Origin of the sequence: Gilliamella sp. B2969 (assembly GCF_026536195.1) — a bacterium.
Lineage (GTDB): Bacteria > Pseudomonadota > Gammaproteobacteria > Enterobacterales > Orbaceae > Gilliamella.
Genome location: NZ_JAFNOP010000005.1, coordinates 193493 through 218846, shown reverse-complemented (window position 1 = coordinate 218846; position 25354 = coordinate 193493). Strand labels below are relative to the sequence as shown.

Genomic DNA, 25354 nt, shown 5'->3' with positions numbered 1-25354 from the left:
AAAAATATTCTTAACAGGTAAACAATGAAAAAATTTTATATTTTTACAATATTGCTTTTCTTTAGTTTTCCGATATTTGCACAACTATGTAAGGAAAGTAAATTAAATGTTATTAAAGGTCAATTTATTAATGGTAATAATTTTGAAGGAAAATATATTTATTGTCGTCTGATTAATCCTGAAGAAGACAAAATGTCACAAATTGATTTAAATTTAAATATAGATGGAACAATTAATAGTTATATTTACAACGGAGGAGGTAATCCATCAATTCAAACTTCAAATTTAGGTGTAATTCCTATTTTTGATAAATTTGGTGGGATGGAAAGCCCAGCTAAAATAACTTATTTAACTAGTTTAGATAAAAAGTTAATCATATTAGGCGAGATCAATCTAGATTATTCTCAAGGACAAGTTGTTAGTTATTCTATTCAGAATATTAATGACAAACTAGACATTATGAACTCTATTTTCTTAGAAAAAATAAAGCATTATTTTATAGATAATACTCAATTGTCTTATCCTGATTATTTTTTATTGCTGTTATTTAATTCATTTTTGGAAAAAAACATTTCAAAAGATTGGATAAAGCAGTTTTATAAAAAATTAAATTTAAACCAGCATCAAGATATCATTAATATTTATAGTCAAAATGTATTTTTTAAAAATACGACACTTTGTAATAAAGATAAAAATGAAAAAAATGCATTTGGATGTGAAGTTAACAATACTCAATTATCGTTATGCTATGATTATATTAATTCAAAGTTGTTTTATAGACTTGGTAACCAGTCAAAATTAGAATTACAACTAGTAAAAATAATCGATGATAAAGACAAGAAAAAATCTGTAATAACTTTTACCAATAAAGACACTGATTATTTGGTGGATACAAATCTAGGAAAAGAAGGTGTGAGAATAAAAAGAAAAGAGATGCACTTTAAAAAGTTTGAATGTAATCCAAGTACTATTGAACCAATGATTTTGAATAGTTTCAATTAAATAGACTGTTTTTAAAAAATAATTAAATAAGATTTGAATAGTATTTTATTTGATTTTAAATTTTATAGTAAATCATATTTCAAGGAACGTTTTAGTTTTGAAAACAAATATTAATAAAGAAAGTCAAAAACGTGTTTTATCAGCATGAGCGAAATGGGTAGCTAAATAGAAAATTAATTGTTAGAAGAATTTCCATTCACCATTAAATAATTTAGCCGCAGTGACTGAAAATAATGCGGTTTACTTTTCCTGAACAATCCTGTTTGTTTCTCAATTCGATAAAAAAGCGGTATAAGTTATAGGAAAAAACCAAAGAAAAAGCGACAAAAATGCTGTGGTGGGACGATGTAGTCGAAGAATTAGCTAAGCAAAGTCAACAGACAGAACAAAGTGACACTGAAACAGAAAAAAGTCAAACATCGCCCCCCTCAACTGAGCAAACCGAAACTTCAGCAACGCCTGCCACGTTAAGCCAAAATGGTGAGGTTTGGTTTATGCATCCAGTTGCCCTTATGAATTACTTTAAATTTAAAGCAGGCATTGTGACTTATCATATCTATCAGGATGGAAAAATCGAAAAGCATATACCCGAAAAAATATCCCCTGGTTTTGAGCGAAAATATCAATATGTTTATCATGATAAAGATAATAACGAGCATGAAATTTGTATTTGTGAATGGCATACCATTAATAAGAAAGTGTTTGTAGATTCTCCTAGAGAAACATTTAACTATCCAGATCATGGAACTGTCGAGGAAACTAAAACTAACGTTAGTGATGGGTATATTGCAGCTAGAGCGAAATACAAAAATGGTGATATTCATGAATGGATAAAAATAGAAGAAGGTGTAAGTATTTATGAAAGACTAACTATGACTAATGGGAATATTGCTGAATATGGACGTCATGACAAACAAGGAGATGTATGGAAACTATATAAAAAGCTGAAGGAAGAAGCCCAAATGGTCCGAATGCCGGATAGTCTTAACTATGAAAATAGTGGTGTAATTATAAAATATGAACTTAAAGAAACTTTTCGAAAATATATAAATCCAGACTTACTGGCAGGTTTTATAGGCGCTCTGGCGGAGATTAAAGAAAATATTATTGTAACGGGTAGTGCCTACGAACAAGGCTCTTGTTTTCCTAGTTCTTTACACATAAATGGTCTGAGTATTGACACAAAGTACATTAAAAAAGTTAAAAATTTAACTGATTACAAAAAAGATAAAGAATTTGTTAACGCTTTAGCTAAATTCCATTTTAGAACGTTTCGAATAGGAGAGGCAATCTATAACTTATTTAAAGATATATCAGGAACAAAAAATGGTGGCGATTTACATAATAGCCATTTGCATACAGAAAATTTTGATTTTAATACCATTAAAATAATTGAATAATCGACGATTTAAATGAGAAGGATAAAGGGAATGAAAAAAAATTTTTTAACTTTGATTTTATTGTTTATTTTTTCTATAGGAATTGTTCATTCAAATGAATCACCGGATATTTGGGATTATTATAAAGTTTCAAAAAATTCTGTTTCTGGTAATGAATTAGGTTATGAGAGAGAATTTTTAACGGAAAAGTATTCGAGAATTAAACTAATATTAATCGATGGAAAAGTTATAGTTGATACAATTTGTGTTATCCAGTATGAAACATCAACAAATCTTACTACACCTTTATCTTATTGGAAAACTCCAGAAAAAGTGGAGGAATATAAAAAAATTTTTTCAGAAGAAGGGATCCTTTTAGGCGATCAATTTGAGGCAATCAAATTTACTAATAATCATGACGATAATTTATGCTTGGAAGCGGGTTTAACTGATTTAATAAAGATCGATAATTATTTTGTTTTTCTAACTAAGTCAGATTACTTAATAATATTTTCGAAGCAATTGAAAAAAAATAATGAATCTCCCATAACTTATCGAGGATTTAATTATCAGGTACCAAATCGAGAGTTTAGTTGGTTTGGTCATCCCATGTTGACTAATAAAAAAATTGTAGAGGATATGAATAAGAAGTGTGATTTTCCCGATGATGGATCTTATTTTGATTCTTATTTTTACAATGAGTGTGATTTAAACGAATTAGGTCAATATTTTGGTAAAGTTAGTGACACTTCATTTAATAAAAAGAAAGAGATATATCAAAAAGGAGAATATCGATACAATTTAACTAAAAAGCAGCATGGAGAGTTTGATTTCGAAATATTTTTGAATATTGAAAAAAATAATAAATTAATAGATAAATTATCAATTTTTAAAGAAAAAATTTTAGAATCGGCTGCTTTTGTACAGTATTACTATATTGATAAAAATTTTAAGAATATTTGGTTATTAAATTATGTTGGTAGTGACGAAACACAAGATATTGAAAAATGGAGACATTATAAAATAGATAATAGTGGGCACTTCAAGTTATTGGAATCGATTTCATGTAAACATCGTGATAGACAAAGAGTTGTAAAATGTCAAAAAGATTAAGAATGTCTTCGTTAAGGTTTTGTTACCTTTAAAAGAAATCAAAATATGATATTTGTTATTCGAATAAAAGGATAAAGACAGATGAAAAGAAGACTATTTATCATACTTTGTTATTTTTTTACTATTCATTCTCATGCTGAAGTTGAAAACAATCTTGATAAAAAGATTACAAACTATAAATCAAAAATATATCAAGGCGATAGTTTGGTTAGTAAAAAAAAACTTGTGAAAACAATAGATTCTACATGTTTGTCAGTTAATCTATATGAAAGTGGTAAAACACAAAAAGAAATAGATATGGAAAAAAAGAAGTGTATTTTATCGAAAATAACTTTTAATTATAGTGAAATAATTAATCAAATGGTATCAAATGAAAAAATATACCTTTCTCCAATAAATGGTATTAATATTTTCTTAAAAAAAACTAAAACACAAATTCATCCAGAAGATCTGAACATAGAAGTGAGACTTTTTACAGAATTAAATAATAAAATAATTGATGAAATTCCACTCTATTATGAGAAATATAATATTGAAAGTTTTTACGCAGAATCTCAATACTATTTCATTAATAATTATATATATATACTACAAGTTTCACATTTTGAAGAAGGTGATTGGCTTAAATCATGGAATAAATACTCTATTGATGATAATGGTAAATTTAATTTACAACAGTCAATTAAATGTACTTATAAATTTGAGAATGGAAAAGGAAAAAATATTTGTCAATAATCTTAAATTTTCTTAAAACTAAAAATTCTCATGCTAACGAGTTTATGGAAATAATAGACAAAGAAATTAATATGGTGTGTTTAACTTCAAAATCGCCGAATTATCACGATGAAACGAAGAATTTTACCTATAAGATTACCAAATGCTTAACAGAACAACTACGTCAAAAAATAGAGGACATAGATCAAAAATTGGCTGAGTAATTATTATTATAATAATAACTAAAATTTGGGGTAGCTGATATTAATGTCTTATGAGCATAAAAAAAGAAACTTCTCAGTTGGTTTTTATTGACAATGAGAATCAACAAAACAAGGTTTAGAACAACAAAGAAGAGACTATGAGCGTTTTCCCGCTGATTATAAAGATGCCCCCGACAAGAAATTAACACCGGAGCAAATTGAATTGTCTAACGAAATGAAAAAGTTAGAAGAGAAGTTAATCTTATACGATTATGAACCATTATATTGGTGTTTTAAATAAGTTTCAGCTAATCCATTTAATCAAGTATAAAATGACGACTATAAGTGGCAATTGTATACTGTTATAATCTAGCACCTTTTCTTTTGGACATATCAGTTATGCAAACCAAAATAACAATTGTCGGTGCTGGTGCTGCTGGGCTTTTTTGTGCGGGATTACTTGGTCAAAAAGGCTTTGATGTAACAGTCATTGATAATGGTAAAAAATTAGGACGTAAAATATTAATGTCTGGTGGCGGTAAATGTAATTTTACTAATCTCGATGTTGAGGCAAAACATTATATTTCGCAAAACCGCCACTTTTGTAAATCTGCATTAAAACGATTTTCCCAATGGGATTTTATCCAACTTGTTAATCAATATCATATTGCCTATCATGAAAAAGATCATGGTCAGCTATTTTGTGATAATTCAGCTCAAGATATTGTTGATATGCTTATCAAAGAGTGCCAGAAAGGGCAAGTTAAGTTTATGTTAAAAACACAACTTGAAGATGTGGAGGCTGAACAGCAAGGATTTAAGTTATCTACTTCTCAAGGCTTTGTTGATACTGATAAACTAATTATTGCAACCGGTGGACAGTCGATGCCAGCACTAGGTATGACCGCTATTGGATATAAAATTGCCGAAAAATTTTCGATTCCTGTTGTGCCAGTCAAAGCGGGGCTTGTGCCATTTACGTTACATAAGCCTTTGTTAGACGTGTTATCCTCGTTATCAGGAATTGCTGTTTTAGTTGAAGTATCTAATGAACGAATCAGTTTTAAAGAGAATCTACTCTTTACTCATCGTGGATTGTCAGGACCGGCGATTCTACAAATTTCGAGTTATTGGCAAGTAGGAGAAGAAATCACTATTAATCTTTTACCAGATTTAGAGTTTGAATCGGCATTTAAGCCTTTACTGGAAAATAATCGTAATCAAAGTCTAAAAAACTGTTTAGCACAAATTCTACCTAAAAGATTGGTTGAGGTATTAATACAACTTAATTTCATTTCTGACACTATTGTTAAGCAGCTTAATCCAAAACAACAGTTTGAATTGTATAAAAAGTTAACCCAGTGGCGCATTATTCCAAATGGTACTGAAGGGTATCGAACAGCCGAAGTGACCTTAGGCGGCGTGAGTACTGATGCACTTTCATCCAAGACAATGGCAGCCAATACCCAACCAAACCTGTATTTTATCGGCGAAGTTGTCGATGTTGCTGGTTGGCTAGGTGGGTATAATTTTCAGTGGGCTTGGAGTAGCGCTTTTGCTTGCGCACAAAGCTTTAATTGATTTTATATTGTTATCTAACTATCGATAACGCCCATTTGAATATGATATTTTTTGACTTTATATTGTAAAGTTGTACGGGAAATATTCAATAATTTAGCCGCAGTAATAATTTTGCCATTGGCTTGATTTAATGCATCAATAATTAATTGACGTTCATAATTTTCCACTTGTTCAGTTAAATTATTACCGTTAGGTGGGGTAGTTGGATTATTTTTGTCGGATTGATTATTTGTTTCAACTACGGCATATGGGCTGTTAATATCAAATAATTCTTCATCTAAGGTTATTTGTTGTAATTCGCCCGGTTCACTTTGTAATACCATACTTCGTACAATTGCATTTTCTAGCATTCTTACATTGCCAGGCCATGGTGCTGACATTAACTGTTTAAGTGCATGTTCACTAATACCACTAATAATAACGTTAAAATCATTTTTATGTTTATCGATAAAATAACGCGCTAAAACCGGAATATCTTCTGTTCGTTCTCGTAAAGCGGGTAATTTAATTAAACCAACATTTAAACGATAAAAAAGATCGCTGCGCATTTTACCACTTTGTAACAGTTCCGCTGGGGATTCATTCATTGCTGCCACAATTCGAACATCTGAATGTATCTCTTTATTCCCCCCTAATTGCCAATAGGTTTTTTCCTGAAGAAATCGTAATAATTTGCTTTGCATATCTAAAGGCATAGCATTAAGTTCATCTAAAAATAGTGTGCCTCCGTTGGCGAGTTCTAAATAACCTTGTCGATTTTCAGCACCCGTAAATGCCCCTTTAACGGTTCCAAACAAAGTACTTTCGATAAGCGTTGTCGGTAATGCACTACAATTAAGTGAAATAAAAGCCTTATCACGGCGATGGCTGGTTTGATGAATTAATCGAGCAAATAATTCTTTGCCCGTGCCTGTTTCACCTACAATCAGTACAGGAACATCGTTTCGACCTAAAATATTAGTTTGATCGATAACATCCTGCATTTTATTCGAAACAAAAACAATTTCAGGTAAAGGTTGTTCTTTATTTTGATACAGTTTTCTATTGAGTGTGAAGACTTGATCTTGAAGTTGCCTTACATCAGATAAATTACGGCCTATTTCTACCGCACCAATAATCTCTTTTTTACTGTTGTAAAGTGGTACTGTAGTATGTAAATAATCAACAAGTTTACCTAAATGATTATAGTAAGATTGGTAATTATCTTGATATTCCTTACCTTGTTGTAATGCTTGTAACATTGTACTATCTTCTTTCTTCAAATTAGGATAAACTTTGAGCAATGGTTTACCAATAGCTTGCTCTTCTGAGTAACCATCAAGATCTGCGCTTTCCTGATTGTAATAAATATATTTACCTTCTTTATCAATAATGGCCATTGGCTGATGCATTAAATCAAAAAAATGTTTAAATAGTTCTAATGCTTTTAATAATTCAGGATCGATTATCATGATATCCGTACCTTTGAAATTAGGATTATTTGCTAAATATAACTAGCTTTAGTTTGTTCAACCATCACTAATAATGACAAATATTCGTCATAAAAACATATTTTTTACTAAATGACTAATATTATTTCTATGCCTATATATTTAATTTATTGATTTTTAATTGTTTTTAAGTTGGCATGCTGATTGCATTACCTGAGAAAAGCCTTTTTTCTTATTCATTGTGTACTTTTTTATGTACTAATTAACTGGAGGTCATATGTCTGACACAATTATGTCTAATTATAACAAAATACGCACCAATCTTATAACCAAAGATCGTCGTTTTAGTGCGGAAGGTAGCAAACTTTGTTTTGATGGCATTGATTTAGTCGATTTAGCCAAAAAATATCCAACCCCTTTTTATGTGTTTTCTGAAAAAGAGATTGATCGTAACGTTCAAGAAATTAAAGATGCATTTAAGGCACATCCAAATACCAAAATTTTCTATGCATCTAAAACTTGTTCAGTCATGGGCGTACTCAAAGCGATTAAAGATGCGGGTATTTACGCTGAAGCTAATTCAATGTTTGAAGTGCGTAAATGTTTGGAAATTGGTTTTCCAGGAAGCCAAATTGTTTTCAACGGTGTGGTTAAAAAACCTGTTGATTTAGAATTTGCTATCAAAAATGATCTTTATATTATTAATGTTGATAGCTTATATGAACTTGATATTATTGATGAAATTTCACAGCGTTTGAAAAAAGTAGCAAACGTGTGTGTCCGTGTTGAACCAAATGTACCTTCTGCAACTCATGCAGAGTTAGTCACTGCTTATCATGCTAAATCAGGTATCGACCTTGAACAAGCTGAAGAAACTTGTCGTCGTATTCTTGAAATGCCTTATGTACATCTTCGTGGTTTACATATGCATGTTGGCGATCAGGTACCAGAAGCAGAACCTTTTGCTAAAGCAACCAAAGTATTAGTTGACGAATCACGCCGTTTAGAAGAAGTACTTGGCATTAAATTTGATTTAATCAACGTTGGTGGTGGTATTCCTGTTCCATATAAATATGATGAAGAAAATGGTAACCCATTAGAAGACAACATGTACGCAGGTATTACAGCACAAGATTTTGCTGATGCGGTAATTAAAGAAGTACACAAATGGCGTAAAGATGTTGAAATTTGTATTGAACCAGGACGTAAAGTAACAAGTTCAGCTGCTGTATTGTTAACCGAAGTAGCTTGTGAAAAACGTAAGACTAATTACGATTTAGACGGTAACATCGAAGAGCATGTTGAATGGAAATTTGTTGATGCAGGTTATAGTGTTCTTTCTGATAGTCAACATTTTGATTGGTTCTTCTATGTTTTCAATGCTTCAAGAATCAACGAAGCACATGATGAATACATCAAATTAGCAGGACCATTATGTGATGGCGGCGACTATTATCATGTAGGGGTTAAAGGTGAAGAATTTTTAATGCCAAAAGATACTCAAATTGGTGATATTGTCGCTTTCCTTGATGCGGGTGCTTATACCATCGAAAGTCAAACTGTTTATAACAATCGCCCACGTACTGCTGTTGTTATGATTGATAAAGAAGGCAAAGATCGATTGATTCGCCGTGAGGACACTTACGAAGATATGGTTGGATACGACGTGTATTAATCATGAGTTATCTGGGGCACATCGTGCTCCAGATATTATAATGTGAGGTTATTTTATGAGTGATTCTAAAGGTTCAAGTTTACTTGGTATTAAAGACATTGTATTTATGAATGTTATTGCAATACTAAGTTTACGTCAAATTCCTAATGTGGCGCCTTATGGGGCATCAGCAATGGTGCTTTGGTTACTTGCTGCATTTTGTTTGTTTTTCCCATTAGCGATGGTCTGTGGTGAACTTTCCACAGGTTGGCCGAAAGATGGTGGGATCTTTGTGTGGGTAAAAGAAGCGTTTGGTAAACGCATTGGTTGGATTGTTGTTGTTTGCTTCTTATTTTCTTGTGTGCTGTTTTTCCCACTCATGTTGCAATTTGGTTTTACCGCAATTGGCTATATGTTTAGTGCCGATTTGGCGCAAAATCAGGTGTTTATTGGTGTAGGATCGATGGTGGTATTCTGGATTTTGACACTGATGAATATTCGCGGTATGCAGTGGACCAAAATTATCAATAGTGTGAGTGCATGGCTTGGGGTATTTATTCCTGCTGCAATTATTGTGTTATTAGCCATTGTTTGGTTATTAACCGGTCACCCGATGGCAACTGATTATAGTCATGTTAGTGATTGGATCCCAGATTTAAGCAGTTGGGATACTATCGTGTTTTTATCTAGTATGATGTTTGCTTTTGCTGGTCTTGAAGTGGCGCCTATGATTGCTGGACGTACTCGTGATCCACAACGAGACTTCCCTAAAGCGATGGCGGTATCGGCAATTGTAATTGTTGGTATTTACATGATTGGTACTTGGGCAATTAATACTTTATTACCTGCTGCTGATACTGATATTGTTGCTGGCGTAATGCAAGCGATGGAAGCAGCGGCTAAAGAGTTACATATGCCTTGGTTATTACCGGTTATGGCAATTTGTTTATTCTTTGGTGCATTAGGTCAAATTAACTCATGGTTAGTTGGTCCTATTTATATGTTACAAGAAGCATCTAAAGAAGATAATTTGCTTGGTGAACGTATTGGTCGTTTACATCCTGTATATCAAACACCAGCATTTGCTTTAGTTATCCAAGCAATAATTGTAACGGTACTTTGTTTCTCAACGTTTGTATCACCAAGTATTGCGGCAGCTTATTGGATGTTAACCGCATTAACAACAATTTGTTACTTTATTCCTTACTTAGTGATGTTTATTGCTTACTATCGTTTACGTATTACTCAACCAGATGTACCACGTAGCTTTAAGATACCAGGTAAAGTATTACCAATTGTTTTACCCGGTTTAGGATTCTTATCTACGCTATTTGCGGTGATCTTAGTCTTTATTCCACCTGCACAAATTGATATGGGTGGTTATGTTGAGTATATTGCGAAAATTGTTGGTGGTGCAGTGCTTGCAATTGTCCTAGCTGAATGGATATATTACCGAGCACAAAAACGTAATCGTTTGCAACAACAATAATATAGAGGAGTAAGAGTATGTACAAACCTATATTGGAAATTGATTTGCGCAAATTAAGGAATAATGCGCGAGTCGAAAAAGAGATACTTGCTAAGCACGGCATTGAAGTGATGGCGGTCAATAAAGTCTTTGACGGTTGCGTTGAAACCGCCAAGGCGGTGCTTGATGGTGGTATTGATGTAATTGCCGAGTCAAGAACTTACAATCTAAAAAAACTTAAAGACGCGTTAAATTGCAAAACGTGTTTATTACGTAGTCCTTGTTTGAGTGAAATTAGTGATGTTGTTAAATATGCTGACATTAGCTTAAACAGTGAAAAACAAGTTATCCAAGCACTTTCTGATGAAGCGGTTAAACAGCAGAAAATTCATCAGGTTTTATTAATGGTGGATATGGGTGATTTACGTGAAGGTATTTGGTTTGAACATGTTGATGATATCATCGATACTGTCAAGCTTATCTTATCGTTACCGGGTGTTGAACTTTATGGTCTTGGAACAAACTTCAATTGCTATGGTACGGTTTTACCGACTGTAAAAAATGGAGTAGACTTTTTACAAATTGCGCGTAAAGTAGAGCAAGCTTGTAACATTAAGATCAAATATTTATCAGCGGGTAACTGTACGAGTTATCATTTACTTGATAAAGGTGTTTGGCCTGAAGGCTTAAATCACATCAGAATTGGTGGTTTACATGAGTTTGGTATTGAGTATGTGGATATGAAGTATTTAGATGAATTCCATCACTCAAATAAACCTGTCGATAAAGCATGCAGTAATTTGTATAAATTGTATGCGCAAATTATTGAACTCAATAGTAAACCAACTGTTCCTGTTGGTGAGTTAGGTGTAGATGCGTTTTTAAATAGTAAAACTTTTGTTGATCATGGTACGCGTAAACGCGCACTTCTCGCTTTTGGACGTCAAGATGTACCGTCTGAAAACTGTGTACCGATTAATGATAGTATTACTGTTTTAGGACAGACCAGTGATCATACTATTGTCGATATTGAAGATGTTACTGAAACATTGCGTGTTGGCGATACCATTGGTTTTGAACTTGATTACACAGCCTTACTTATGGCTTGCCAAACAAATGGTGTAGAAAAACGTTTTATTTATTAATTCGTGTTAGCTGCTGGTTACGCCAGCAGCTGTTATTAATTATTAGGCGGTTTACATGGCAACATCAGAATCACAAGAAAGTCCTTATCCCAGTAGCTTAAAGAAAAATCTAAAAAATCGTCACTTATTGATGATTTCGTTAGGGGGATCAATCGGTACGGGATTATTTATTGGTATTGCAGCACCGCTTAGTACAGTAGGCCCATTAGGTACTATTATTGCTTATTTAATGGCTGGCAGTATTATGCTTGCAACTATGTTATGCTTAGGTGAACTTTCTTGTGCTTTTCCCCACGCTGGTTCTTTTCAACATTATGCATTAATGTTTATTCCGAACCCAATTTGGAGTTATACCATTGGTTGGTTATATTGGTTAAGTTGGGTGCTGTCGATGGCAGCTGATTTGACTGCTGCTGCTATGATAGCCCATCAAGTTTTTCCTGCAATTCCTATTTATCTTTTTAGTCTTTTAATCCTTACAGTTATTACTTGTGTGCATTTAACTTCTGTTCGTGCATTTGGTGAAAGTGAATATTGGTTTTCAACCATTAAAGTCTTGGCGATTATTGCGTTTATTTGTATTGGCATTTATTTGTTATGTCAAGAATATAACCAAACCCACGTGTTACCAACACTTAAGACAGAACATGGCTGGTTTCCAAATGGTTTTTTATCGATTTTTGTCTGTATGACCATTGTAACTTATTCGTTTCAAGGTGTTGAGTTAATTGGTAATGCTGCTGGTGAAGCGCAATCACCACAAGCAGTATTACCCAAAATTATTACCGGCGTTGCTTTTCGAATCATTTTGTTTTACGTGTTAGCGATTGCGGTATTAGCACTAGTTTATCCTTATGGCACAGAACATACCGAGATCAGCCCTTTTATATGGGTATTTAATAAGGCAGGTATTAGCTTTGCTTCTTATGGGATGCTGTTTGTTATTTTTTGTGCTGCCATTTCAGCTGCTAATTCAGCAATTTATGCTAGCTCAAGAATGTTATGGTCTATGGCTCAAGATAACTTAGCCCCTAAATATTTTTCAGATGTGAATAAACGAGGTGTACCAACAAAAGGGATTTTATTTATTGCACTGATTGCATTAGTATCCTTATTTTCTAAATATATTGCGGCTGAAAAACTTTATATCTATTTAGTTGCAGGTACCGGACAGGTCGGTTGTTTTGCTTGGATTGTTATAGCTTGGTGCCAGTACCGTTTTCGTAAAGGCGTCAATACTGGTCAGTACCCTAAAGAGATGATTAAATTCAGATCGCCTTTATTTCCTTGGTTAGCCATTATATCAATTATTGCAAATACAGTGATTATTATGGGGGTTTGGTTTGATGAGTCAGGTTACTTCATTCTATTATCTGAACTAGTGTTAATTGCTATTATTCTTATTTCTTACTTTTTTTATAAAAAACGTAATCCCGACAAAAGCCATTAATCGGCACTTTGTATGTAATCGAGTCAATAAACATATTGTCTTGATTACATAGGACTGATTATTAGTAACAAACTGTATTATTGTTGAAATCAAATATAATCACGTTTTGTTAATTATATCTCAATTTGTTTGTACTATTTTAGAAAAGCAGCTACACCAGTAAAAACAACTTGTGCCGCAATAGCGGATATAAGTAATCCAGTCAATTTTGATAAAATTGATATACCGGTATTTTTTAGCACTTTAGCGATTGTTTTAGCGCATAGCAACATAGCATAGATACCTGAAGATGCAATGAATAATGAAATTGCACCAATCAAATTTTGTACAACACCCAACGAACTCGAACCTAACACAATGATGGTACCAATGGATGCCGGCCCCATACATAAAGGAATTGCTAAGGGCACAACACTAATATCTTCATCGCTACTTATTTTATTCTTTTCTGGTGAGTCATTCATCAACGAAACCGCTGTAATAAAGAGTAAAGCGCCCGAGCCAATTCTAAATGCATCAAGAGTAAAACCAAAAACACTAAACATAGTATTACCAAAAAAGAACAGTACAATACCAATAATAAAAACGGCACACGATGTTTTAAGTGCTGTTTTGCGGCGTAGTTGTTCATCATATTGTTTTGTGCCACTTAAAAATGCGCTCAAAACTGCTGGTGGTGTCATTAATGCGAACAATTTTATAGTTGTTGCAAGAATTTCGAAAAGATAGTCACCCATAGCATAACCTTCAAAAGAATAATAAAATTTGCTTTAACTTTGTCAACGCTAGATAGTTGGCAGGAAACAGTATGTTTTAAATATAAAAACGGTCACCGTAAAGGTGACCATCATTAGACAGATATATTTTATATTGTTTTTTTAAATCATTAACCAATAAAGAATTAGTTAAGGCGCTCTTTAATACGAGCCGCTTTACCACGAAGTTCGCGTAAGTAGTAAAGTTTAGCTTGACGTACTTGACCACGACGTTTCACAGTAATTGAATCAACAATTGGTGAGTGAGTTTGGAATACTCGTTCAACACCTTCGCCATTCGAAATTTTACGTACTGTAAATGCAGAATGTAAACCACGATTGCGAATTGCAATAACCACACCTTCATAAGCTTGAAGACGTTTTTTGTTACCTTCAACAACCCATACTTTTACTTCAATCGTATCGCCTGGGCGAAAAGACGGGATGTCTTTTTTCATTTGTTCTTGTTCTAATTGCTGAATAATTGCATTTTTCATAATGTTATCTCTTACTAGTTATACTGAAATTTTAGTTGCTTTGTTTATCACGGTATTCTTGTTGAAATTCAGTGAGTAAACATTGCTCTTCATCAGTCAGAGCTAGATTTTTAAGAAGATCGTCTCTTCTCAACCAAGTTCGTCCTAGTGATTGTTTCAATCGCCAGCGACGAATCGCTTCATGGTGACCAGACATTAACACATCGGGCACCGCCATTCCATCTAACACCTCTGGTCTGGTATAGTGTGGACAATCAAGTAAACCGTTAGCAAAAGAGTCTTCTTCTGCTGATGATTCATGATTCAACACGCCAGGAATAAATCTTGCTAGAGCATCAATCATGGTCATTGCCGGTAATTCACCGCCACTTAACACGTAATCCCCAATTGACCATTCTTCATCAATTTCGGTTTGGATAACGCGTTCATCTATACCTTCGTATCGACCACAAATCAAAATCAATTTTTGATATTGTGACAACTCGCAAACACCTTGTTGGTTTAATTTGCGCCCTTGCGGGGAAAGATAGATTACTTTTGTATCGTTACCAGCTACTGCTTTCGCTGCATGAATGGCATCTCTAAGTGGTTGTACCATCATTAACATGCCGGGACCGCCACCATAAGGTCTGTCATCGACAGTCTTATGCTTATCATGCGCAAAATCGCGCGGGTTCCAATAATTTACTGTTAACAGTCCATTTTTTACGGCTCGACCAGTTACACCATAACAGGTAATAGCTTGGAACATTTCGGGAAAAAGGCTAATTACGCCAATCCACATATTCTTACCTTACCAATTAAAATGCTGGATCCCAATCGACCACAATCATTTTTGTTGTTAAATCAACTTGTTTAATAAATTGTTCTTCAACAAAAGGAATTAAACGTTCTGTTGCTCCAAATGCATCTTTTAGATTTGCTTTAACAACCAACACATCATTAGAACCGGTTTCCATTAAATCAGTGACCTGACCTAAGTCATAACCATTAATTGTTTTTACTCGGCAACCAATCAGATCTTTCCAATAAAAATCACCATTATTAAGTTCTGGTAATTTTTCTGCATCGACAAATACTTCGGCATTAGTTAATGCATTGGCTTGATCACGATCGTCAACACCTTTGAGTTTCACAATCATGTCTTGATTATGGGGTTTAAAGCTTTCTACGATTACTTCTTGCCATTGCCCAGCACGCTGAATATACCAAGGTGTGTAATCAAAAATACTATCTGGAAATTCTGTAAACGAAAAAATCCTGAGCCATCCACGAATGCCGTAGCTTGAACCAAGTTTACCCACAACAATTAGATTCTCAGTATTCATCATTACAATTACTATTAGTTACTAATATTAAGCAGCTTTTTGTGCTTGTTTGATCAATGTATTAACACGATCAGAAACGGTTGCACCTAAACCTACCCAATGATTTACGCGATCAAGATCTAAACGTAATTCTTCCGCTTTACCTTGTGCAATTGGATTAAAAAAGCCAACGCGCTCAATAAAACGACCATCACGTGGGTTACGGCTATCAGTGACAACTACTTGATAAAAAGGGCGCTTTTTAGAGCCACCACGAGCTAAACGAATAGTTACCATAACATCCTCTTAAATTAAAAAATAATCTTTATCTTGTCCAACATGGACAAAATCAAAGCCCCGAAATTATACTCTTTCTGGCAAAAAGTGCAATGGCTGTTTATGGCTGATAAAAGGTAATACATTTATTAATCAATATCTATAAATAATCAATCTCACCAATAATAATTACTGGGGTTGATTCGGTTCAAAAAACAATCATTAACAGTCGTTTTAATCTATATCTTTACCCATTAATGCCGCACTTAGCCCTTTTCCATGCATATCAAGCGCTAAAGAGCAAGTTATGCCACGGGTGATTGCACAATTTTTTTATACCTCCAAATAGCTGATAACTGTTTGACTAGCTGTCATTCAATTAGCGTTGAGTCAATTGCAATAATCTCTTTGACAGCTTTACGAGCACATCACCCATGACGGTAACATGATCTTTGGCTATTTGTTTAAACGTTACTTGCGAAAAATCGGCAACTCGTTCTGTAATGACAATATTAGCAGAAATACCGACTTTAAAAGATATTCATGCAGATTTATTGTTTTCAGGTGAGTTTTATTTGATTTGCCACAAAGATAATGTTCTTGAGCAGAAAAAATCATTTGAATTAAAGGAGTTAGAAAGGCATAACTTTATTGCTTTTTTAAAAGGTATAATTATTTGTATTTATACTAAAACAATTGACGCAGCTATAACATTCAATATGCTATAGAAGTTAGGCTGTAGACATTTATGATGGGATTAGTTTCAGTTAATCATGGGATTAGTATTACAACTAGGTTAACCTTATTTCAATTTGAACATGACAATATTGCGATAATCTTATTTGAAGGCATCTTTCTCAAAAGAGCAGTTTATCTGATTAAGCAAAGAGATCGACAATTACTAAAATCAGCTTAAAAATTTTATCAATTTATTAGGAATAATAACATGATAAATTAATATATTAATTTATTTGTATATTGTACTTAATATTGTCTTAATTTTTTGTTTTTTTCTTAAAGAAAGCTCGTTTTAACACGTCAAAAAAACCTAGTGAACGTACCATTTTTTGTCCATCAATATAAACACGAATAGCTCTAAGTACTTGTTTAGGTTGTTTAGAAGCAAAGGTAAAAGTACCATCTTTTTTGGTTTGAATTGAATAACGTGGAATCCATTTACCACCAAATAGTACCGATGCAATAACAAAATCGACTTCATTCCAAGGAATTTGAATATATTTGCGCGGATCATGCTGATGATAAAACTCAAAAGCTTTGTCTCCGATTATAATATTGCCATATTCCGTTAAACCAGTAAATGCTGTTGCTTTTACCGTTAAATCAATCTTCGTGTTTAATGATTGAACCATCTATTGTGTCCCTAAACCAGACTTGAATTAGTGATGATATCCTTTTCATCATCGTTATGTGATGAAAAGGATAGTTTGATTATTAAGAATTTGTTGCTTTAAACTAAAACGGTATATTTTAAAAATACGTTGGTTAAAACATTATCTTTTATAAAAGACCAATAACGTGGCCAATAATACCTACAACAAATAATCCAAGGATAATGATAATAGGTGAGACTTTTTTACGTAGTAACCACATACATAAAAATGTTAAAAGTAATGGTACAAGTCCTGGTATTAATTGATCCAAGTTATTTTGCAAGGTAGTCACTTTTTCTTGTGTCAAAGATAATCCAGCTTGCATTTGTTGTAATGCTTTTTGAATGCCTTCCGCACCAGCGGGTAATGCATTCCAATCAATAAATGCACCATTATCTAATTTTACGGTTGAAACGACTGGTTGGAATTTTATCGATACCCACCTTTGTACCAAAGCCGCCAGTACAAACATCCCTAAAATAGACGCACCTTTCGTAATTTTTTGGAGTAAACCACCAGATAAATTATCGGTAATTTTTGAGCCAGTACGATAACCAAACTCTTGGGTATACCACATGAAGCTCCAACGAATAATGTTCCAAAGTAAGAAAAATAGAATTGGCCCCATAATGTTACCGCTAAGAGCAAGCGATGCTCCAAGTGCACCAAGCATTGGTCTTACTGTAAACCAGAATACAGGATCACCCACGCCAGCTAACGGTCCCATCATCCCAACTTTCACCCCTTGGATCGCAACATCATCAACCGCAGCGCCGTTGGCACGCTCTTCTTCTAGCGCAAGCGTTACCCCTAGCACAGGTGATGCTAAATAGGGATGAGTGTTAAAAAACTCTAAGTGACGTTTTAATGCAGCAGAACGATCTTCTTTGCTGGTATATAATTTTTTGATAGCTGGGATCATTGAGTAAACCCAACCACCATTTTGCATACGTTCATAATTCCAAGAACCTTGGAGGAAAGTCGAACGCCAAGCAACCGCTAAACGATCTTTTTTGCTTAATTGAATTCTATCAGTCATTTTTTTTCTCCAAGTTCTTAGTAATCATTTAAAATGTCGTCAAGTGGATCGCCTTTATCGCCGCCATTTGAAGAGTTTCCACGTTCAGAAAGGCTAAGATAGATTAACGCCAAGGCAATGCCGAGCGCACCTAGCGCAATTAAGGTTAATTGTGATATCGCTGCAACCACAAAGCCAATAATGAAAAATGGCCATACTTCGCGGTTTGCCATCATATTAATGACCATGGCGTAACCAACCGCAACAACCATTCCTCCGCCAATTGCCATACCTGTTGTTAACCATTCAGGCATCGCTTCTAATGCGCCTTTTACCGTTTCAGCAGGGATAAATAAAAGAGCTGCTGCTGGGATTGCGATTCTTAGACCTTGCAAACAGATCCCCAAAATTTGCAATAATTCTATTTTACGAATATTTGCTTCTTCTGCTGCAGCATCCATCATATGGACTAATGGAACAGCAATAGTTCGCACAATCATAGTTAAGAATAATCCAGCTACAGCAAGTGGAATGGCAACTGCAATTGCGGTTGAAACACCAGCGACACCTTGCCCACCTAAAACTAAAATGATAGATGAAGCCACTGCGGCTAATGCTGCATCAGGTGCGACTGCTGCCCCAATGTTTGCCCAACCTAATGCAATCATTTGTAATGATCCACCTAATACAATACCCGCTTCTAAATTTCCGGTCACAAGTCCAATCAACGAACAAGCAACCAAAGGTTGATGAAATTGAAACTGATCTAAAATCCCTTCCATACCAGCTAGGAAGGCAATAACTATCACCAAAATGATAGCAATAATTGATAATGTCATAATATAACCCCTTAAATAAACTAATTCTTTTGCTCAGCTAATTCTTGTTTCGCTTTCTTTAATAATTCATCCATATTATCGTTAGAATCATTAGGTACTTTACGAACGTCAAATTTGACGTTTTTAGCTTTTAACTTTTCGAAGGTTTCAACGTCTTGTGCATTCATTGATAACACTTTATTAACCATGACCTTACCCACAGAATGTGCCATCGAACCAACATTGACAACATTGATATCAACACCACCTTCAATGGTTCTTAATACATCTTCAGGGTTTTCAAATAGCAATAAAGCTTTGGTATTGCCAAAACGAGGATCATGCGAAACTTCAATGATTTTTTTGATAGGAACCACGTTTGCTTTCACACCAGGAGGCGCCGCTTCTTCAATCAGTTTTTTTCTTAACTGGTCCTTAGCAACTGAATCTGATACGACAATAATACGGGTAGGATTGGTTGATTTTGTCCAAGAAGTGGCGACTTGACCATGTAATAAGCGAGAATCGATACGAGCTAACACAATTTTCATCTTTCCATCACCGACAACTGTACCTTCTGGAATAGCTGCAGCGGGTTTAGATGTTTGTGTTTTGGCAGGTTCAACTGTTGCGCGAATGCCTTCTTTAGCAGATTCTAAAATTGCTGATGCAATTTCTTTGGCTGTTTCCATCGAAAAGCGTGATGAGTAAGCTTCAATTAACATAGGTAAGTTTAAACCAGCTACAATCGCCCAATTACTATGTTCACCACATAAATTATTCGCTTGATTGAAAGGTGTTCCGCCCCATAAATCCACTAAAAAAAGCACTTCATCTTGATTATCGAATGTTGCTATTGCAGCAAGCATTCTCTCTTTTAAACTTTCAGGACTGTCACTTGGATGCAAGGTAACCGCTTTAACGTTTTCTTGTTCACCAAATATCATTGTTCCTGATTGTAGAATCCCTTCTGCAAACTCGCCATGAGTTGCAAGAATAATTCCTACCATAGATCTTCCTCCAAATATTTATCTCATTGGATAATAATAAATTACTTTAAATGAGCACCAAAAACTAGTTTGGTTTAGTTAAGTCATATGTAAAAACATTGAACATAAATAGTCTGTTTATAAAAAATATGAGGTACATAGTTGTTTGTAAAACAAATGTTTATATTCCTAATTTTTATATAATTAACTGTTAAATCATAACATTTATTAATAAGTTAAGTATAGATAATCTATTTTTTTATAGAAGAATTTTATCTATTTTTAAAAAATCATTTATTTTTGTTACGAAATTTTGCTAATTATTGATCATCCATCTAATAATGGATACTGTTATTTTATGCTTATTGATAATCAGTATTTACTCTTATTATATGATGATTATTACTGGTTATTGACGCAAAATTAATTATCAGTTATTTAATCCATAATGATGGATTTTGATATTAAATCAACAAGTTGTTGACTAAAACATCTACCATTTTAGACTTTTAGGATGATTTTCTTCAAAGCTAATTGATTGGTTTTTGTCCATTTCGTCAGGTATGTTTTGCTAACATGCAACTCAATATTGCTGCTGATTTAATTTTAAGGAGTTTTTTTATCGCTCAACTTTAGATCACATCAAACAATGTCAAAGATAACTGATGTGATCTATACGCTAAATTAGATTGTCTTAGTTTTTTGATTTACCAAATGCAACTGTAAAAATTAAATTGAGATTATTTTCGTCAAATGTACTATATTGCTATTTTTTAAAAATACATTTGAACTAAAAATCACCTTTTTTAAAGGTATTTTAATCGTTATTTTATAAGCCATGATCTTTTAGCGCACGACGAATAAATCCACTATTTTCTGATAGGACCTTTTTGGCTTGCGTAAAAGATAGATTAGCTAAAATCATTAAAATAGCTGTTTTACAGTGTCGATTACTTTGTTGTAATGCTAAAGTCGCGGTTTGTCGGTCACAATCGGTTGCTTGCATAACAATTGATATTTGGCGCTCAATCAGTTTAGCATTGGTTGCTTCAACATCTACCATCAAGTTACCGTAAACTTTGCCAATCTTAATCATACTTGCTGTGGTTAACATATTTAGTACAAGCTTTTGTGCCGTGCCCGCTTTCATTCTAGATGAGCCGGTGATCACTTCTGCACCAACAATGGGAGTGATTGCGATATCGGCTAATTCAAGCATGGGAGCTTTGGGATTGCAGCATAAGCTTACAACTTTGCACCCCAGTGATTTAGCAAAGTGCATGGCACCAAGAACATAAGGTGTGCGCCCACTAGCTGCAATTCCGACTAAAACATCGTTGGCTGATAAATTGATCTTGGTTAAATCACGTTCAGCTAATTGTGGATTGTCTTCAGCATTTTCAACAGCATGAAAGATTGCCTGCTGACCACCAGCGATTAAGCCGATGACCAGTTCAGGCGGTGTGCCATAAGTTGGTGGGCATTCACTGGCATCTAAAATGCCTAAACGCCCCGATGTGCCAGCACCAATGTAAACTAATCTACCTTGATTTAACAAAGCATGACTAACTACATCTACTGCTTGAGCTATGTTGCTTAATTCTTGCTCTACTGCTAAGGCAACTTTTTTATCTTCATTATTGATAATTTTAAGAATTTCTAATGTAGAGCAATTATCAATTTGTTCACTATTGAGATTGCGGCTCTCGGTTAACATAGAAGATAAATTAATATTTTGCATGTTTTCTTAATCCTAGCCATAGAAGAAATATTATTAGCGTAAATAAGCAACCAAAACCTACACCAATAGCAATAACAGGGAGGTTGAGCGCAACGGCTAAGGTATAAAGCCCTAACATGATCATCATTGCACTATATTCGCTTAAGTTTTGGATTGATATGACACTACCTGCACCAACTAAATCTTTGCCCATTTTTTGGATCAAGGCATTGAGTGGTACTAAGAAAAATCCACCTAGTGCACCAATGATCACTAATAAAATATAGGATGAAATGATATGGCTTTGCAATGTAAAAGCTATAACGGCAATGCCCATCATGATTCCAGCAGGAATACAACGTAATGTTTTATCGATCGAAATAAATGCACTAGCTAAACCAGCGCCAATTACAATGCCGATGGCAACAATGGCATTAAGATTGGTCGGGGTTGAATTGTCAACAATACCTAAAACCACAGGCACCCAGCTAATCAATAAAAAACGTAATGTAATGCCTGCTCCCCAAAATAGGCTGGTGCCTAATAGCGTATATAAAGCTTGTTTATTACTGAAGATGATTTTGACTGTGCGGGTAAAATCTTTCACCATACTGGTAAATTTCCAGTGAATATCTTTTCTTGCAGCAGGTAACTTGGGAATAAATATGTTAGCAATTACGGCGAGTGCATACATTAAAACACAAGTAAGTAAGGATGCACTGACATTCATATCGGCAATATGCCCACCAGCCAAAGAACCCAGCAGAATTGCTGCAATTGTTGATGCTTCAATTAAACCATTCGCTTTTATTAACTTATCACCCGATGTCAGCTCGCCTAAAATACCATATTTTGCTGGAGAGTAACCGGCAGCGCCAATACCCACTAAAAAATAACCGATAAAGGGACTAATATTTAAGCAGATACTTGCTGCGCCAATTAATTTTAGACCATTGGCTATCATCATCGCTTTGCCTTTGGACATACTATCGGCAAATTGGCCAACAAAAGGAGAAAGAATTATAAAAGGAACAACAAAGCTAATTTGTAATACTGATTGGCTCCATTGTGGGTAATGCAAATTTTTAATATAAGCAAGAATAGCAAAAAAGATTGCATTATCCGCAAATGCTGAAAAAAACTGCGCTAGCATGGTTGCTACCATGCCTTTGCTTAATAGTGAATATTGTTTCATAGTAGATTCTGACTTATTCATCGGCCATTTTTCTTAGCGTGATAAAATCGATTTTACCCGTGCCAAGTAATGGTAACTCTTTAACAACCCGAATATCACGTGGAATGGCTAATGTCGGTATACCCAGTTCTTGAGCGGCTTGATTGAGTAATTCTCGATTAATGTTAGACGATGTGGTAAACAGTACAATTGCTTCGCCTTTAGCCGAGTCTGTTTTCACTGTTGCGCCATTCATCGAATCGGGATCGACTTTTTTGGCTAGAGCTTCAACACTTTCTAATGACACCATTTCACCGGCAATTTTAGCAAATCGTTTTAAGCGTCCTTTAATGGTAACAAAACCTTCGTTATCAATAGCGACAATATCGCCAGTATCATACCAACCTTTTTCGACCTTGCCGTTTTCATCTGTGGCAGCAGGGACTTCAAGTTTACCTGGATTTTCAACACGTAAGTAGCCTTTCATCACGTTAGGCCCTTTTAATTGTAGTTCGCCACCATCGGTAATCCCTGATATCGGAATTAATCGTGAAATCATACCCGGTAGTAATCGTCCAACTGTGCCCGCTTTAAAGGCCATAGGCACATTAAGGGCAACAACCGGTGCACATTCGGTCACACCATAACCTTCTAAAATACGAATACCAAATTTATCTTTCCATTGTTCTCGAACTGAATCTGGTAGTTTTTCAGCACCCGCAACTACGTAACGTAAGCGCATAAAATCATAAGGGTGTGCATATCGCGCATAGTTAGCTAAGAATGTTGGTGTACCAAATAGAACAGTACAATTTTGGTCATAGATAATTTCGGGAACCATACGATAATGTAATGGATTTGGATATAAAAAGGTTCGACTGCCTGAAAACAGCGGTAAAAATAGACCAGCAGTAATACCAAAAGCATGAAACAGTGGCAAAGCTGACATAAAACGGTCTGCTGGTGTTGGATCGATAACTGTTCGAATTTGTTCTACATTGGCAATCAAACTATTATGGCTATGTACCACACCTTTAGGATTACCTTCAGAGCCGGAAGTAAAGAGTACTAATGCTTCGTCATCACTAGATTGACGACGCTGAACCAAACGTGGAATATATTGATGAATTAAAATATATAATTTATCACTGAAGGTTAAGCTTTTACGTAAATCTTCAAGGAAATACCATTTAACACCCTTGACTTCTTCAAGTAAGTAATCAAGTTTACCTTTTTGGATGAATTTTCGAGAAGTAATAATGGTTTTAATTTCAGCCGCTGTTACCGCACAGGTTATGCCTTTGGTGCCTGCTGTATAATTAAGCATTGCTGGAATTCTGTTTTTAACCGATAAACCAAAAATAGTTGCAACAGTAATTGTTGCATTTGGTAATAACAGCCCGACTCGTTCTTTTCTTTTCGTTATTTTAGCAATGATGCAACTAACACCAATAATTTGTTTAAGAAGGTTTCGGTACGACGCTTCCGATGTTGTCGGGTCTTGCACCATACGTGACTTAACCCCGTATTTTACTTGTGCTTCAAGTAAAGCTTCAAATAGTGTCAATTTGGGGCGACTTTCCATGCGAGCATTCATCATAATTTCATGCAGTTTTTCGCCTGCAATGTAACGCCTATCTCTGGCTTTTGGCGCATTTGGCATTGGAATAGAGGTCGGCTCAAGAACATGAATAGTTATCTTTGGAAACAAATGCCGTTTGAATAATCCTTTTAAACGACTGGTTAAGGTAAACTCCGCCCCTTCAATCCAAACTGGTACGATAGTCGCTTTAGAACGAGCCGCAACAAAAGCCGCACCATCATAAATTTTCATTAACGAACCTGTTATTGTGATTCGGCCTTCAGGGAAAATCACAATTGGCCGGCCTTTTTCAATTTCACGAACTAATCGTTTTATTGCCATAGGACTGATAGGATCCATTGGCACAAAATCAACATAACGCTTTGCTAAACGTACCAACCAATGGTCTATATAGCCTGCGTAGATAGCAAAAACAGGTTTTACTGGTAAAAAAACACCGATTAAAACGCCATCGAGGAAGGAAACATGATTAGGCGTGATAAGAAGCCTATCTTGTTTTAAATTATCTAGATTGCCATGAACTTTAACATGAAATAAAATCTTAAGAAAAAATTTTAGTATTTTAAATAACATCTGATTTCTCAATTGTCGTGCAAAATTACACTTTGTCATAATAGTGAAAAAGTAAGCAATATACAAGATAAGCAATTTATCCTGTTATTTCAAT

22 protein-coding genes and 2 pseudogenes are annotated in these 25354 nt (G+C 34.5%); 10 read left to right on the top strand and 14 right to left on the bottom strand.

Annotated features, from left to right (window positions below):
* Nucleotides 1–24 precede the first annotated feature (24 nt).
* The 5 genes from J3U66_RS06385 to J3U66_RS06365 all read left to right on the top strand — a co-directional run bounded on the left by J3U66_RS06385 (nucleotide 25) and on the right by J3U66_RS06365 (nucleotide 5992).
* Nucleotides 25–1002 carry a hypothetical protein gene (locus tag J3U66_RS06385; RefSeq protein ID WP_267348427.1) on the top strand — a complete coding sequence of 326 codons (978 nt, stop codon included), beginning with the start codon at nucleotides 25–27 and terminating at the stop codon, nucleotides 1000–1002.
* A 329-nt stretch (nucleotides 1003–1331) separates the two neighbouring features.
* Nucleotides 1332–2402 carry a hypothetical protein gene (locus J3U66_RS06380; protein ID WP_267348425.1) on the top strand — a complete coding sequence of 357 codons (1071 nt, stop codon included), beginning with the start codon at nucleotides 1332–1334 and terminating at the stop codon, nucleotides 2400–2402.
* A 30-nt stretch (nucleotides 2403–2432) separates the two neighbouring features.
* Nucleotides 2433–3494: a hypothetical protein gene (locus tag J3U66_RS06375; protein ID WP_267348423.1), complete on the top strand. Its 1062-nt coding sequence runs from the start codon at nucleotides 2433–2435 to the stop codon at nucleotides 3492–3494.
* Nucleotides 3495–3575: 81 nt separating this feature from the next.
* Entirely contained in the window at nucleotides 3576–4229 is a 654-nt protein-coding gene (locus J3U66_RS06370) for a hypothetical protein (RefSeq protein ID WP_267348421.1), read from the top strand.
* A gap of 581 nt (nucleotides 4230–4810) precedes the next feature.
* A complete protein-coding gene (locus J3U66_RS06365; RefSeq protein WP_267348419.1) occupies nucleotides 4811–5992 on the top strand; it encodes an NAD(P)/FAD-dependent oxidoreductase in 1182 nt (393 codons plus the stop codon).
* Nucleotides 5993–6006: 14 nt separating this feature from the next.
* Here J3U66_RS06365 and J3U66_RS06360 read toward each other — a convergent pair whose 3' ends face one another.
* A complete protein-coding gene (locus J3U66_RS06360) occupies nucleotides 6007–7443 on the bottom strand; it encodes a sigma-54 interaction domain-containing protein (RefSeq protein ID WP_267333812.1) in 1437 nt (478 codons plus the stop codon).
* Between the two features lie 256 nt (nucleotides 7444–7699).
* On the opposite strand from J3U66_RS06360, the gene J3U66_RS06355 reads away from it, so the two are divergent.
* The 4 genes from J3U66_RS06355 to J3U66_RS06340 are packed head-to-tail and all read left to right on the top strand — an operon-like array spanning nucleotide 7700 to nucleotide 13139.
* On the top strand, nucleotides 7700–9097 hold the full coding sequence (locus J3U66_RS06355) for a diaminopimelate decarboxylase family protein (protein WP_267333811.1): 1398 nt from the start codon (nucleotides 7700–7702) through the stop codon (nucleotides 9095–9097).
* Nucleotides 9098–9152: 55 nt separating this feature from the next.
* A complete protein-coding gene (locus J3U66_RS06350; protein WP_065633707.1) occupies nucleotides 9153–10565 on the top strand; it encodes an APC family permease in 1413 nt (470 codons plus the stop codon).
* Nucleotides 10566–10582: 17 nt separating this feature from the next.
* Complete coding sequence (locus tag J3U66_RS06345; protein ID WP_267333810.1) at nucleotides 10583–11689, top strand: alanine/ornithine racemase family PLP-dependent enzyme; 1107 nt, start codon at nucleotides 10583–10585, stop codon at nucleotides 11687–11689.
* A 55-nt stretch (nucleotides 11690–11744) separates the two neighbouring features.
* Complete coding sequence (locus tag J3U66_RS06340) at nucleotides 11745–13139, top strand: amino acid permease (protein ID WP_267333809.1); 1395 nt, start codon at nucleotides 11745–11747, stop codon at nucleotides 13137–13139.
* A 134-nt stretch (nucleotides 13140–13273) separates the two neighbouring features.
* On the opposite strand, the gene J3U66_RS06335 is transcribed toward J3U66_RS06340, so the two are convergent.
* The 5 genes from J3U66_RS06335 to rpsP form a co-directional block, all read right to left on the bottom strand.
* Entirely contained in the window at nucleotides 13274–13876 is a 603-nt protein-coding gene (locus J3U66_RS06335; protein WP_267333808.1) for a MarC family protein, read from the bottom strand.
* A 164-nt stretch (nucleotides 13877–14040) separates the two neighbouring features.
* On the bottom strand, nucleotides 14041–14391 hold the full coding sequence (gene rplS, locus J3U66_RS06330) for a 50S ribosomal protein L19 (RefSeq protein WP_065633703.1): 351 nt from the start codon (nucleotides 14389–14391) through the stop codon (nucleotides 14041–14043).
* Nucleotides 14392–14422: 31 nt separating this feature from the next.
* Nucleotides 14423–15175 (bottom strand): tRNA (guanosine(37)-N1)-methyltransferase TrmD, encoded by a 753-nt coding sequence (gene trmD / locus J3U66_RS06325; RefSeq protein ID WP_267348417.1) that lies wholly within the window; start codon nucleotides 15173–15175, stop codon nucleotides 14423–14425.
* A 16-nt stretch (nucleotides 15176–15191) separates the two neighbouring features.
* The gene (gene rimM / locus J3U66_RS06320) at nucleotides 15192–15722 is read right to left on the bottom strand and encodes a ribosome maturation factor RimM (protein ID WP_141671527.1); all 531 of its coding nucleotides are present in this window, start codon (nucleotides 15720–15722) and stop codon (nucleotides 15192–15194) included.
* Between the two features lie 24 nt (nucleotides 15723–15746).
* Nucleotides 15747–15995, bottom strand: coding sequence for a 30S ribosomal protein S16 (gene rpsP, locus J3U66_RS06315; RefSeq protein ID WP_025314644.1), 249 nt, complete (start codon nucleotides 15993–15995; stop codon nucleotides 15747–15749).
* A gap of 431 nt (nucleotides 15996–16426) precedes the next feature.
* Between rpsP and J3U66_RS06310 the strand changes: the two genes are divergently transcribed.
* The gene (locus J3U66_RS06310) at nucleotides 16427–16702 is read left to right on the top strand and encodes a hypothetical protein (protein WP_267348415.1); all 276 of its coding nucleotides are present in this window, start codon (nucleotides 16427–16429) and stop codon (nucleotides 16700–16702) included.
* A 267-nt stretch (nucleotides 16703–16969) separates the two neighbouring features.
* On the opposite strand, the gene J3U66_RS06305 is transcribed toward J3U66_RS06310, so the two are convergent.
* The 8 genes and pseudogenes from J3U66_RS06305 to aas all read right to left on the bottom strand — a co-directional run bounded on the left by J3U66_RS06305 (nucleotide 16970) and on the right by aas (nucleotide 25260).
* On the bottom strand, nucleotides 16970–17344 hold the full coding sequence (locus J3U66_RS06305; RefSeq protein WP_267333805.1) for a DUF956 family protein: 375 nt from the start codon (nucleotides 17342–17344) through the stop codon (nucleotides 16970–16972).
* A gap of 148 nt (nucleotides 17345–17492) precedes the next feature.
* A complete protein-coding gene (locus J3U66_RS06300; protein WP_065633698.1) occupies nucleotides 17493–18404 on the bottom strand; it encodes a PTS system mannose/fructose/sorbose family transporter subunit IID in 912 nt (303 codons plus the stop codon).
* A 17-nt stretch (nucleotides 18405–18421) separates the two neighbouring features.
* Nucleotides 18422–19222 carry a PTS mannose/fructose/sorbose transporter subunit IIC gene (locus J3U66_RS06295; RefSeq protein ID WP_065633697.1) on the bottom strand — a complete coding sequence of 267 codons (801 nt, stop codon included), beginning with the start codon at nucleotides 19220–19222 and terminating at the stop codon, nucleotides 18422–18424.
* Nucleotides 19223–19242: 20 nt separating this feature from the next.
* Nucleotides 19243–19791 (bottom strand): annotated as a pseudogene (locus tag J3U66_RS12910) (PTS system mannose/fructose/N-acetylgalactosamine-transporter subunit IIB); the annotation flags it as partial.
* A 47-nt stretch (nucleotides 19792–19838) separates the two neighbouring features.
* Nucleotides 19839–20211, bottom strand: a pseudogene (locus J3U66_RS12905) (PTS sugar transporter subunit IIA); the annotation flags it as partial.
* 808 nt (nucleotides 20212–21019) lie between these two features.
* A complete protein-coding gene (gene murQ, locus J3U66_RS06285; protein ID WP_267333803.1) occupies nucleotides 21020–21931 on the bottom strand; it encodes an N-acetylmuramic acid 6-phosphate etherase in 912 nt (303 codons plus the stop codon).
* Nucleotides 21918–23126, bottom strand: a complete 1209-nt coding sequence (gene lplT, locus J3U66_RS06280; protein ID WP_267333802.1) for a lysophospholipid transporter LplT — start codon at nucleotides 23124–23126, stop codon at nucleotides 21918–21920. Before lplT ends, murQ begins: the two co-directional genes overlap by 14 nt.
* Nucleotides 23119–25260 (bottom strand): bifunctional acyl-ACP--phospholipid O-acyltransferase/long-chain-fatty-acid--ACP ligase, encoded by a 2142-nt coding sequence (aas, locus tag J3U66_RS06275; protein ID WP_267333801.1) that lies wholly within the window; start codon nucleotides 25258–25260, stop codon nucleotides 23119–23121. The genes lplT and aas overlap by 8 nt, the downstream gene beginning before the upstream one ends.
* Between the last annotated feature and the right edge of the window lie 94 nt (nucleotides 25261–25354).

Excerpts from the sequence above, each read along its gene's own strand:
- J3U66_RS06385 (WP_267348427.1), top strand. The coding sequence starts at position 25 with ATGAAAAAATTTTATATTTTTACAATATTGCTTTTCTTTAGTTTTCCG.
- J3U66_RS06380 (WP_267348425.1), top strand. The coding sequence starts at position 1,332 with ATGCTGTGGTGGGACGATGTAGTCGAAGAATTAGCTAAGCAAAGTCAA.
- J3U66_RS06375 (WP_267348423.1), top strand. The coding sequence starts at position 2,433 with ATGAAAAAAAATTTTTTAACTTTGATTTTATTGTTTATTTTTTCTATA.
- J3U66_RS06370 (WP_267348421.1), top strand. The coding sequence starts at position 3,576 with ATGAAAAGAAGACTATTTATCATACTTTGTTATTTTTTTACTATTCAT.
- J3U66_RS06365 (WP_267348419.1), top strand. The coding sequence starts at position 4,811 with ATGCAAACCAAAATAACAATTGTCGGTGCTGGTGCTGCTGGGCTTTTT.
- J3U66_RS06360 (WP_267333812.1), bottom strand. The coding sequence starts at position 7,443 with ATGATAATCGATCCTGAATTATTAAAAGCATTAGAACTATTTAAACAT.
- J3U66_RS06355 (WP_267333811.1), top strand. The coding sequence starts at position 7,700 with ATGTCTGACACAATTATGTCTAATTATAACAAAATACGCACCAATCTT.
- J3U66_RS06350 (WP_065633707.1), top strand. The coding sequence starts at position 9,153 with ATGAGTGATTCTAAAGGTTCAAGTTTACTTGGTATTAAAGACATTGTA.
- J3U66_RS06345 (WP_267333810.1), top strand. The coding sequence starts at position 10,583 with ATGTACAAACCTATATTGGAAATTGATTTGCGCAAATTAAGGAATAAT.
- J3U66_RS06340 (WP_267333809.1), top strand. The coding sequence starts at position 11,745 with ATGGCAACATCAGAATCACAAGAAAGTCCTTATCCCAGTAGCTTAAAG.
- J3U66_RS06335 (WP_267333808.1), bottom strand. The coding sequence starts at position 13,876 with ATGGGTGACTATCTTTTCGAAATTCTTGCAACAACTATAAAATTGTTC.
- rplS (WP_065633703.1), bottom strand. The coding sequence starts at position 14,391 with ATGAAAAATGCAATTATTCAGCAATTAGAACAAGAACAAATGAAAAAA.
- trmD (WP_267348417.1), bottom strand. The coding sequence starts at position 15,175 with ATGTGGATTGGCGTAATTAGCCTTTTTCCCGAAATGTTCCAAGCTATT.
- rimM (WP_141671527.1), bottom strand. The coding sequence starts at position 15,722 with ATGATGAATACTGAGAATCTAATTGTTGTGGGTAAACTTGGTTCAAGC.
- rpsP (WP_025314644.1), bottom strand. The coding sequence starts at position 15,995 with ATGGTAACTATTCGTTTAGCTCGTGGTGGCTCTAAAAAGCGCCCTTTT.
- J3U66_RS06305 (WP_267333805.1), bottom strand. The coding sequence starts at position 17,344 with ATGGTTCAATCATTAAACACGAAGATTGATTTAACGGTAAAAGCAACA.
- J3U66_RS06300 (WP_065633698.1), bottom strand. The coding sequence starts at position 18,404 with ATGACTGATAGAATTCAATTAAGCAAAAAAGATCGTTTAGCGGTTGCT.
- J3U66_RS06295 (WP_065633697.1), bottom strand. The coding sequence starts at position 19,222 with ATGACATTATCAATTATTGCTATCATTTTGGTGATAGTTATTGCCTTC.
- murQ (WP_267333803.1), bottom strand. The coding sequence starts at position 21,931 with ATGCAAAATATTAATTTATCTTCTATGTTAACCGAGAGCCGCAATCTC.
- lplT (WP_267333802.1), bottom strand. The coding sequence starts at position 23,126 with ATGAATAAGTCAGAATCTACTATGAAACAATATTCACTATTAAGCAAA.
- aas (WP_267333801.1), bottom strand. The coding sequence starts at position 25,260 with ATGTTATTTAAAATACTAAAATTTTTTCTTAAGATTTTATTTCATGTT.